Origin of the sequence: Methanoculleus sp. UBA208 (assembly GCF_002498065.1) — an archaeon.
GTDB lineage: Archaea > Halobacteriota > Methanomicrobia > Methanomicrobiales > Methanoculleaceae > Methanoculleus.
Genome location: NZ_DAFZ01000108.1, coordinates 19,190 through 29,614, shown reverse-complemented (window position 1 = coordinate 29,614; position 10,425 = coordinate 19,190). Strand labels below are relative to the sequence as shown.

10 protein-coding genes and 1 tRNA gene are annotated in these 10,425 nt (G+C 60.5%); 6 read left to right on the top strand and 5 right to left on the bottom strand.

Going from position 1 to position 10,425, the window contains the following annotated elements; translation table 11 throughout:
- Positions 1-56: 56 nt before the first annotated feature.
- Complete coding sequence (locus BRA62_RS11255) at positions 57-374, top strand: DUF2769 domain-containing protein (protein ID WP_292366662.1); 318 nt, start codon at positions 57-59, stop codon at positions 372-374.
- Positions 375-696: 322 nt separating this feature from the next.
- Here BRA62_RS11255 and BRA62_RS11250 read toward each other — a convergent pair.
- A tRNA-Ser gene (locus BRA62_RS11250) sits at positions 697-781 on the bottom strand.
- A 40-nt stretch (positions 782-821) separates the two neighbouring features.
- A complete protein-coding gene (locus BRA62_RS11245; protein ID WP_292366661.1) occupies positions 822-1,907 on the bottom strand; it encodes a hypothetical protein in 1,086 nt (361 codons plus the stop codon).
- Between the two features lie 28 nt (positions 1,908-1,935).
- On the opposite strand from BRA62_RS11245, the gene BRA62_RS11240 reads away from it, so the two are divergent.
- A complete protein-coding gene (locus tag BRA62_RS11240) occupies positions 1,936-2,922 on the top strand; it encodes an archaeosine biosynthesis radical SAM protein RaSEA (protein WP_292366660.1) in 987 nt (328 codons plus the stop codon).
- Here BRA62_RS11240 and BRA62_RS11235 read toward each other — a convergent pair.
- The 3 genes from BRA62_RS11235 to BRA62_RS11225 all read right to left on the bottom strand — a co-directional run bounded on the left by BRA62_RS11235 (position 2,919) and on the right by BRA62_RS11225 (position 6,497).
- Entirely contained in the window at positions 2,919-4,148 is a 1,230-nt protein-coding gene (locus tag BRA62_RS11235) for a TIGR00300 family protein (protein ID WP_292366659.1), read from the bottom strand. The genes BRA62_RS11240 and BRA62_RS11235 overlap by 4 nt on opposite strands.
- A 757-nt stretch (positions 4,149-4,905) precedes the next feature.
- Positions 4,906-5,511, bottom strand: a complete 606-nt coding sequence (locus BRA62_RS11230; RefSeq protein ID WP_292366658.1) for an NTP transferase domain-containing protein — start codon at positions 5,509-5,511, stop codon at positions 4,906-4,908.
- Positions 5,499-6,497 (bottom strand): pyridoxal phosphate-dependent aminotransferase, encoded by a 999-nt coding sequence (locus BRA62_RS11225; RefSeq protein ID WP_292366657.1) that lies wholly within the window; start codon positions 6,495-6,497, stop codon positions 5,499-5,501. Before BRA62_RS11225 ends, BRA62_RS11230 begins: the two co-directional genes overlap by 13 nt.
- A gap of 197 nt (positions 6,498-6,694) precedes the next feature.
- Between BRA62_RS11225 and BRA62_RS11220 the strand changes: the two genes are divergently transcribed.
- The 4 genes from BRA62_RS11220 to BRA62_RS11205 all read left to right on the top strand — a co-directional run bounded on the left by BRA62_RS11220 (position 6,695) and on the right by BRA62_RS11205 (position 10,417).
- Positions 6,695-6,874 (top strand): ribbon-helix-helix domain-containing protein, encoded by a 180-nt coding sequence (locus tag BRA62_RS11220; RefSeq protein WP_067073974.1) that lies wholly within the window; start codon positions 6,695-6,697, stop codon positions 6,872-6,874.
- 10 nt (positions 6,875-6,884) lie between these two features.
- Positions 6,885-8,009 (top strand): cell division protein FtsZ, encoded by a 1,125-nt coding sequence (gene ftsZ, locus BRA62_RS11215; protein ID WP_292366664.1) that lies wholly within the window; start codon positions 6,885-6,887, stop codon positions 8,007-8,009.
- 364 nt (positions 8,010-8,373) lie between these two features.
- Positions 8,374-9,234, top strand: coding sequence for a coiled-coil protein (locus BRA62_RS11210; RefSeq protein WP_292366656.1), 861 nt, complete (start codon positions 8,374-8,376; stop codon positions 9,232-9,234).
- A 55-nt stretch (positions 9,235-9,289) separates the two neighbouring features.
- Positions 9,290-10,417, top strand: coding sequence for a DUF373 family protein (locus BRA62_RS11205; RefSeq protein ID WP_292366655.1), 1,128 nt, complete (start codon positions 9,290-9,292; stop codon positions 10,415-10,417).
- Positions 10,418-10,425: the final 8 nt, after the last annotated feature.

Below are 10,425 nucleotides of genomic sequence, written 5' to 3'. Positions count from 1 at the left end.
TTCAGGGCGTGGTAGTTCACATAATCATGCCTCACTATGGACCGCGAGGAACGCCTATGGACAAGTTCGAGATGCTGATGCAGGAAATGCGGGAGATGCCGCCCGAAGAGCAGATGAAGATGATGGAGAGCAACCGTGCGGCATGCACCTGCCCCGGCTGCCCGACGTACACCTCCTGTGCGAAGAATGCAGACGAACGCCTCTTCTGCTCTACCGGGAAGAGTTTCATGTGCATTTCCGAAGAGAAGAGTTGTCTATGTCCCACCTGCCCGGTACATGAAAAGATGGGCCTGAAATACCAGTTCTACTGCCTCCGGGGAAGCGAGAAGGCTCAACGCTACGAGAGTACGCTCTGGGGTACAAAGATCATCTAACCCCTTTTACACCGCCCGGCGATATCGTCGCGGTACGGGCCGATAAAGCGGCGCCGGCTGACGTGGACGCAGACGATCTTGCCCGGAGAGTGCCGATACCCCCCTGCGCCTTGAGTTCAGCGATGAATTCTTCGACGATATCGATGTCGCTCTTCTCGAGCCCTCTTTCCTCGAGTCCACGGGCAATCGGGTTGTATGCGTAGACTCCTTTGGCATGATGGAATTCTCGGTCCTTAACAGGCAGTGTAGCTAAGCTCTGTATGAAAGAGGGTCAGAAGAAAGGGCCATGCTTTTCGCCAGTGATTTGAACGTGAATAATAGACGCCGGGAGGGAGATTTGAACTCCCGAGGTGCCAGGCACCAGTGGCTTTCAAGGCCACCGCCTTCCCGGACTAGACTATCCCGGCTCGCCTTAACCTATTGGTCACCCGACGAAAAAAAGGTTGTTCATCCCCGGCGAACGAGGATGACGGCGAGGAGGGCGAGGAGCGCCAGGGCCGCCGGGACCGGGGCAGCCTGGGCGGGGGTGGGCGTCGCGTCCCCGAAGAGGCCGGGCGCGGTCTGGCTCACCCTGACCGAGTCGGCATTCGAGGCCGAGACCTGCACCGTGCCGCTGTCGTTGTAGCTCATGGGGTAGACCTTGACGTAGACCGGGCCTCCCCGTGCCGCAACCTCCACGGTCTCGGGCTCGAGCATGCCTTTGCTGTTCACCTTGCGGAGGTTATCGTCCTCGTCGATGTACTCGACCACCCAGTCGATCCCGGCCGAGGTCGCGATCGTCACCGTGCCACTCCGGGTGTCGACCTCGAAATACGCCGGAGCGGACCGGCTGGCGGGGGAACTCGCGGATATCATCGCCTGAGTCGCCGTCGGTCCCGGCGTACCCGTCGCCACGAATACGGCGTCGCCGATGTAGCCTTTGTTGTCGGAGAAGGTGACCTCGTAGGTGCCCCCTGCGGATATGGGCACTTCCACGGAGAACGCCCCGTCCTTGCCGGTCGCGACATACTCAGGACCGTAGACGGTAGTGCCGTCGTGCTCGACCAGGACCCGCACGCCCGCATCCCCGATCTCCCCGATCGAACCCCGGAGATCGAGGCTGCCGTCGAAGTCCTGGTTGAGCGGGGAGGATATCGTGAGACTCCCGGACCGGTCGACCAGGGTGACGATCTGCTGTGTCTTCGAACTGCTCCCGAAGGTGGAGAGCGTGGGGTCGATGAGATCGATCGAATAATCCCCTGCTTTAAAGCCGCTGGTATCGAACGTCGCGGAGAACGTACCATCCTGTTGCACGACGATCGTCTTCCTGCCTACTTCGCTCTTCCCGGGCTTGAGAACGTATAAGATGATCTCCGTGCTGAACCCTGGATCGAGCGAAGGTTTGGGGAGACCTCCCACGATCGTGGTACCGGTGATTTCGAGCTCGTCGCCGACATACACCGTCTGCGGAGCACTGATTGAAACATATGCGGCCGATGCCGTGCCGACGAGCACCATCGCGGCGATGATCGTCAGCCATGCGATCCTTTTCATACCAGTACATCAACGAATAAGAGGTATAATGCTATCCAAATTAACCGAGAAGCCGCTGGCGTCCTGGCGGGGGAAGGACCTCTATGAAGGCCGGATCCTCGATACGCTGACGGTAATCTTTCGTAGCGGCGGGTGTTCCTGGAACCGGTGCAGGATGTGCGGCTACCGGCACGAGCGCTACCAGGGCCTCCCGGGGGACGAACTCACCGAACGGCTGATCCGCCAGGTCCGCTGGGTGAAAGAGAACTTCTCCGACGATGACTACCAGTTGCTCAAGATCTTCACGTCGGGGAGCTTCTTCGATCCCGACGAGGTTCCCCCCGCAGTCAGGCGCGCCGTCGCGGAGGCGTTCCGGGGCAAAGCCGTGATCGCCGAGACACGGCCCGAGTACGTCGATGCGGAGGCGCTCCGGGAGTTTCAAGAGATCATCGATACCGGCGCCTGGGCAAAACCACTCTCCGTTGCCGTGGGCCTCGAGACCACGAACGACATCATCAGGGAGAGGAGCATCGACAAGGGGTTCTCGTACGCCGATTTCCTCCGCGCCGCAGAGGTTGCGCACGCCGCCGGCGCGGGCATGAAAGCCTACCTGCTGATGAAACCGCCGTTCCTGACCGAACGCGAGGCGCGCGACGACATGATACGCTCCATCGGGGACGTCGCCCCCGTTGCGGACAGCATCTCCATGAACCTCTGCACCGTCCAGAGCAGGACCGAGGTCGAACGCCTCTGGAAACAACACGCATTCCGGCCGCCGTATCTCTGGAGCGTCCTTGACGTGCTGATCGCTTCCCCGGTGCATATCCTCTGCGATCCCGTCGGCGGCGGGCAGATGCGGGGGCCGCACAACTGCGGCACCTGCGACGGCCCGATCGTGAAGGGGATCGGCGATTACTCGCTCTCCGGCGACGTCGAGCTCCTGCGCGCCTTGAGAGAGACGGAGTGCGGGTGCAAAGAAGAGTGGGAGTTCGTGCTGGACCGGGAAGAGCCGTTCTGTATGCCGCTCACCCGCTAGCACTCCCCATGTATCTCCAGCTGCTCGCAGAGCAGCGGGAGGAACGTCCCTGCGTCGCTCACGACGCCGATCGCCTGCGTCGTGCCCCGGTCCATCAGCTTCGTCACCGATGCGGGGTTGATATCGACGCAGACGGTCTTGACGTACGAGGGGAGGCAGTTCCCGACGGCGACCGAGTGGAGGAGCGTTCCCACCATCACCACCATCCCGAGATCGTGAATGTGGCGGCGCATGGCGTCCTGCGCCTCCACGACGTCCGTGATCGTGTCGGGGAGCGGTCCGTCGTCCCGGATGGAGCCGGCGAGCACGAACGGGATGCCCTTCTTCACGCACTCGTACATGATCCCGCCGGTGACGACCCCCTGGTCGACTGCGTTCTTGATGGAGCCCGCCCGCATGATCTCGCTGATGGCGCGGATGTGGTGCTTGTGCCCGCCGGTGACGAGCGTGCCCGTTTTGACGTTCATCCCGAGCGACGTGCCGTAGAGGTTGGACTCGATATCGTGGGTGGCGAGCGCGTTCCCCGCAAAGAGCACGTCGATGCAGCCTGCGCGGATCATCTTCGCAAGGGCGTCGGCCGCTCCGGTATGGACGATGGCGGGGCCGCCGACGAGCGCGATCTTCCCCCCCTCTTTCTTCAGGTTCAGGATCTCGCGGGCAATCTTTGCGATGATCGCCTCGCTCGGCCTCTCAGACGAGACGGTCCCGTGCATGAACTCGAACGTGCTGACCTTCCTCGGCCGCTCGGGGTAGACCACCCGGACCCCGGTTTCGCTGACGACGACGGCGTCCCCGGCCTTGATCTTCGATATCGGAGTGCAAATCGCCCGTTTCTCGTTCTCGTCGACCACGATATGGCAGTCCATCTCGATTTGCTCGACGGGCAGCCACTCGTCCTGGTATTTTACGAAGGTCGGGTGGTTGGTGGTCGAATAGAATCCCTTCGGAAGGATCCGGTCGCCCTCTGCCGGTACGAGGGTGACGTTCCCGATCTCGGGGGCGCGTGCGCCGAGCCGGTGCAACTCGGAGAGGATGGCGTCGAGTTGCCGGTCGGTGGGCGCCGTCACGCGCAACCGTGCGTAACTCGTGTCCGTCTTCAGTCTTCCGACGTTGAACGTGAGAATCTCGAATTCTCCTCCCATATCCATGATCCTGTCAAACACCAGGGTCATGACGCCTGAGTCGATGATATGGCCCTCTAGTTCGATTTCCCGGCAGGATTCCATATACAAGAGTTGGTGATAGTTTGATAATACAGTTTCCCCGCGTGCATGTCCCCCGGAACACCGCCCCTGCCGCCGGTCCGTGACGGTAGTTTCCCGGGGTGAGTGCCGCCGCGCACCGGTCCCGGGGGTGGGAAAACTTCGGCACTCAAATTTCGGCCCTATTGAAACGCTCTCAGGAGAGTCATCGATTGCGTCCCAGACACGGATTCCGAGGGGGTATCGCCATGACTGCCCCCGCCCCTCGGGGCGGGGAACGACTGCCGGAACGGTAGGAGTTCGAGCACCGAAGAACGATGTTCCATCAGGAACGGAGTTGAAGCACCGCAGGTGCGGAGGAGGAGGCCGGAGGCCGGGCGGGGTGCGACGGACGGAACGTCCGGAGCTTGAGAAGACCGGAGGTCTTCGAGTGGGGGTTGTAGACGTCAGTTGACGAGTAGAGACAGGGGAGGGGGGGATGCTCCCCCCTCCCCGTCAGCCCCTCCCCGCGTGGCGATAGTCCCACGGTCCACTGCACCGTGAGATTTTCCCGTTTTGGTCACTGTGTTTGCCACATAGCGAAGGTCTTCGACCTTCACTAACTCCTGTCGTTCCGACAGTTGCACCTCGCACCTTAGGTGCTCGAAATCCGGGCATCCACACATCCCTCTATTACGACCTCCAGAACCCAAACACGCTTTCAACAGAGCCCAAATTTCTTCCTTTCAGCGGGGCTGGAACTCCTCAACCGTGCACCATGACCGTCAGAACAACCGCAGCCCTACTCGCCCCGCTTCCGGCAGAGGTACTCCTGCACCAGCGCCAGCTCCTCGCGCGTGTTGATGTTGAAGACGAGCCTTCTGTCATGCAGGAGGAGCCGGAGTTCTTCCTGGGGCTCGTCAAGACCGCCTGCCGTCAGGATGTTGATCCCGGCGGGGCAGGCCGGCGTGCCGTCGATCGCTTCCGTATACTGCGTGCGGCAGCCGTGCTCCTCGCAGAGATCGCGGGGCACCCACGTGGAGCATGCCGGGGCTCCCGACCGGCGCCAGGCGTCCTCGATGCCGGCGATGATATCGGGTGCAAGGCAGGGGAGGTCGGATACGCAGGTGAAGAAGGGTGTGCCTTCTTCCTCCAGGTCCGCCGCAGCGGCGTTGATATCCTCGACGTAACCGAGCCCTTCCGCTTCGTACAGGGTGACCCCCTGCACCCGGCACCAGTTCTTGGTGAACGGTGTCTTGTAGGAGGCGACCACGACCACCTCGTGCCCGGCAGACGAGAAGGCATCGATGACGTAGGAGAGCATCGGTCTTTCGCAGATGGTGACGAGCGGCTTTTCGCCCATCCGGAGCCGGGAGCCCTCCCCACCGGCCATGATCAGGGCAAGCATGCTTCGAACGCCTCGATGAGTTGCCTGTTCTCCTCCCGGGTCCGCACGGCCACGCGAATGTGGCGGGGAAGCCCGAACGACCGGCAGTCCCGGACCAGGATGCCGCGGGAGAGGAAGCGCCCGACGAGCACCTCCGCCTCCATCGGGACTTCAATAAGGACATAGTTCGCAGACGGCGGTGCATAGGCAAGGCCGAGAGCATCCAGGCGGCTGCAGAGCCAGGCCCGCTCCCGGGCAATCCGTTCCCGCGACTCCTCGAGCAGGTCATAATGCCTGAAGGCCTCGATCGCGAAGGACTCGGCGAACGCGTTCACTGTCCAGGGAAGGCGGACCGTCTCGACCTTCTCGATGAGTTCGGGCGTGCCGAAGGCGTATCCGAACCTGATGCCCGGCACGGCGAAGCTCTTTGTCAGGGAACGCAGCAAAAAGAGGTTTTCGTGGGCGACGTCGGCGACGCTCTGAGCCGGGTCGGAGAGCTCGATGAACGCTTCGTCGAGGAACAGGCACGTTCCCTGCCCGGAGACCGTGTCGAGCACCCGGAGGACTTCCTGGCGGGAATGGAGCTTCCCGGTCGGGTTGTTCGGGTTGCAGAGGAACCGGACGGCAGCCTCGCTGTCATCGGCGGTGCACCGGGCGCCGGCAAGCCGGACCGCCATCTCGTACTCGGCAAACGTGGGCGAGTCGATACGGGCGGCATCACCGGTCCCGAGCATGGCATAACAGAACGCGCGGATCAACTCGACGGATCCGTTGCCGACGGCGACCTCCGCCGCATCGCGCCCGAATTTTCTGCCGATTTCCTCTTTGAGCGCCTCATAACGGTCGTCCGGGTAATCCTTCAGCGCCGAGGGGTCCGGAACCCAGGGGACCTCTGGAGGATACGGATTCACGTTGGCACTGAAATCAAGCAGCTCGCCCTGCTCCCGGGTGCGGTGCCAGCGCACCCGGCCGCCATGTTCCGCCCTTTTGGGGAGATTCTCTCTCATATCCGTGGCAACTCTTTGAGGATACGTTGTCGGCTGCTATCCATAAAACCGTTATGCAGGACATGAACCTATTTCGAAAAGTATTTATATAATACAAATATTATTATGCCTTATCTGATGCAGTCAGACGAAAAGATTACGATTGTCTGACAAATGGCAGACTCTCAGCTGCTAAATGTCAGATATGAGTGATTGAAATGATGGATCGGATCACAATCAGATTGCCCCGGCAACAGGTTGAGATGCTCGAGAGGCTGGTGGAAGCCGGCGAGTTCCCCACAGTATCGGAGGCTGTGCGGTATTCGGTCAGAGCACTTCTCGAGAGGCATGGAAACCGTGTTCTACGCGAGGCCGACCAGATTTCATTCAAAGTTTAGGAGGTATATGATGCAGACAATCATCAACGAGGCGTTAAAACACGCGGAACGTGAGAAGTACCTGAAAACAGACTCGGCAGAGGGCGAAGACGACATCCTCGGCCAGCCACGCATCGTTATCGTAGGATGCGGCGGTGCAGGCAACAACACCGTCAACCGGCTGTACCACATGCAGGTCAGCGGCGCAGAGACGATCGCGGTCAACACCGACAAGCAGCACCTGGACATGATCCAGGCCGACAAGAGGGTGCTTGTCGGCAAGTCGCTCACCAAAGGCCTTGGTGCCGGTGGGTTCCCGGACGTCGGCAGGCGTGCGGCCGAGATGGCCCGGCCGACCCTGGAGGCCCTGCTCTGCGACGCGGACCTTGTCTTCATCACCGCCGGTATGGGTGGAGGTACCGGTACGGGAACAGCCCCGGTTGTCGCGCAGATAGCAAAGGAACAGGGAGCCATCGTCGTCGGCATGGTCAGTTATCCCTTCCAGGTCGAGAAGGCCCGGCTTCTCCGTGCGGAAGAGGGGCTTGAACAACTCTCAGCCTCTGCCGACTCGGTGATCGTGCTCGATAACAACCGTCTCATCAAGTACGTGCCGAACCTCCCGCTCGGCCAGGCATTCTCGGTCATGGACCAGCTCATCGCGGAGACCATCAAAGGTATCAGCGAGACGATCACGGAGCCTTCGCTCATCAACATCGACTACGCAGACGTGCGTGCCATCATGAGCAAGGGAGGCGTCGCCGTGATGCTCGTCGGAGAGAGCAAGCAGCAGAACAAGGCCGAGAGCGTCGTCCACGAGTGCTTGAACCACCCCCTGCTGGACATCGACTACCGTGGAGCAACGGGAAGCCTCATCCACATCACGGGCGGGAACGACCTGACCCTTCAGGACGCCGAGGAGATCGCGAGTTCCCTGACCTACGAACTCGACCCTCATGCGGACGTCATCTGGGGAGCGAGAGTGAACAGCGATTACGAAGGAAGAGTTCGCGTCATGGCGGTCATGACGGGCGTGAAGAGTGCACAGATCCTCGGAAGCCACCGTGCCTACGAACAGGCAACGCAGCGGTCCGGCGCACATTCCGGCAGGCGCATGGTTGGGGACGCCCCGAGCGGGCATCTGATCGATTTCCTCTAAAACTCCATAACCCTCTTTTCATACCTTTTTGGCCGGAATCGATTAACGGCGGCGTGCCTTCCGCCCCCCCCTACGAAATACTTAATAGTACAGATGACGTTTGAATTATAGACGTTCTTGTATAATCCCTCCAGCACGGGGTGTATTGTGCAGGGCGCAGATCCTGTGGGTCTGCGGTGCCAAGTACCGGGGTTGAACACATGAGCAGACAGATGAACGACGGTCTCGAACACGAGTCCGGGAAACGTCTTTTCTTGTGGTGTAGCCGCTACATAAGCCTCCGGCATCCCCCTGCGGCACATGGGAGCGGTCTTCTGCTGGCGGGGATATGAGACAGGTACCGAATGTCGAGGATTGGTAGAGAATGCTGAACGATTTGATTGAGAAGAGAAAAAAAGTCCTTGCGGAGTCTGAACAGCACAAAGACCGGCGCAACGAGTTGAACGCGCTTGCCAGCAAAAACGCCCGCGAGCGCAACGCGCTGAACACGCAGACCCGTGAATTCGTCGAGGAGGCGCAGCGGCACAAGGAGCAGCGGGATAAGATCAACGAGGAAGTCCAGGCGCTGAAAGACCAGAGGAACGAGTACAACGACAAGGCGAACGCGCTTTTCGAAGAGATCGAGTCCTTCAAGAAGGAGCACGGCAACCTCCAGAACCGGGGCATCAAGGAGCTGCAGAAGCAGATCGAGCACCTGGAGTTCAAACAGCAGACCGAGGTCTACAGCACCGATAAAGAGCGCGAGCTGATCGAGAAGATCAAGCACCTGAAGGCGGCGGCGAAGGACCAGGAAGCCGAACTCGAGCAGAACAAGGAGATGCGGACGAAACTCACCGATGCGCGTGAGTTTCGCAGGCTGGCCTCCGAGATCCACAAGGAAGTCACCGAGAAGGCCGAGGCTGCACAGCAGCACCACGACCTGATGGTGGAGTCCTACCGGAAGGCCGACAAGTCCCGCGAAGAGGCCGATCTGGCCCACCAGCAGTTCGTCGAAGCCCAGGAGGCTGCGGACGAGGAACACAAGCAGTTCATCGCCTGCCAGAAGGAGCTCCGTGACTACGACAAGGTGATCTCGGGCCTCCGGAAGAAGACCAAGAAGACCAAAGTCACCAAAGAGCAGAAGGCCGTCCGGAAAGAGGCGGAACGCGTCTTCCAGCAGTTCCGTGACGGTGAGAAGATCACGACCGACGACCTGCTCCTGCTTCAGCGCGCAAAACTCATCTAATACTTTTTTACTCCGCTGCAAATTATTTAATAGATCCGAGATGATGTTCTATTGAATGGCAAAAGAGCGGACGCTCGTCCTCTGTGTCGATCGCGACGATGATCTCGGGTTCAAAGCCCGGATCGATGGTCCCATCGTGGGCAGAGAGGCATGCCTCCATGCGGCAACATCTCTCGCCCTGATCGACCCCGAGGACTCCGACGTCAACGCGATCTTCGAGACGATTAAACTTTACGATGAACTCACCGGGCGGGGGGAAGAGGTTGCCGTCGCCGTCATCTGCGGCAACCACATGAACCTGCTCGAGGGCGATCGGCGGGTGGCGTCCGGTCTCGATGCGATCCTCTCCGCGACGGGCTCTACATCCTGCATCGTGGTGACGGACGGCGCCGAGGACGAGTACGTCCTGCCGATCATCCAGTCCCGGGTGCCGGTCAGCAGCGTGCGGAGGGTCGTGGTCAACCAGATGCCGAACCTCGAGGGGACGTATTATATCTTAAGACGCCTTCTCGACGACCCGAAAGTCTCGAAGCTCGTGCTCGTTCCGCTCGGTCTCGCCATGCTCCTCTATGCGGTGGGATACCTTCTGGGATACCCGGAGGGCGCAACCATCGTCGTCGTCGGTGTCGTCGGCACCTACCTGCTCTTCAAGGGCATGGGGATCGACGAGGTCTTCGGCTACCTGATCACCTCGCTGAAGGCGTCGCTCCATGGCGGCAGGTTCACGTTCGTCTCTTACATCGCCGCAATACTGCTGGGTATCGTCGGGGTAATTCTCGGGCTGACGAGTCTTCTCGAGTATTATACCTCTTTTGGGCTTTTCTTCCAGATTCTGGCGTTTATATACGGTGCTATCGCCTGGTTCACTGCCGCCGGCCTGGTTGCATCGGTAGGAAAGATCATCGACATCTTCTTAAACGAGCGGGAGACGATCCAGCGGGTGGTCGCCCTGCCGTTCTTCGTGCTGGCGATCGGGGCCATCGCCTACGGGGCAAGCACCTATATCCTCTCGACGATCAGCGACATCTCCGGGTTCCCCATAACGACCGATGTCGGTGTGATGTACATCATCTTCGCCACCATCGGGGGCCTCTTCTGCGCCTTCTTCGGCGTCTACCTCCAGTCGTTCCTCGGGCGGTGGGTGGACGAACGCGAGCCGGTAGCGATGAAGAGAGAGGCGTAATCCGCCGG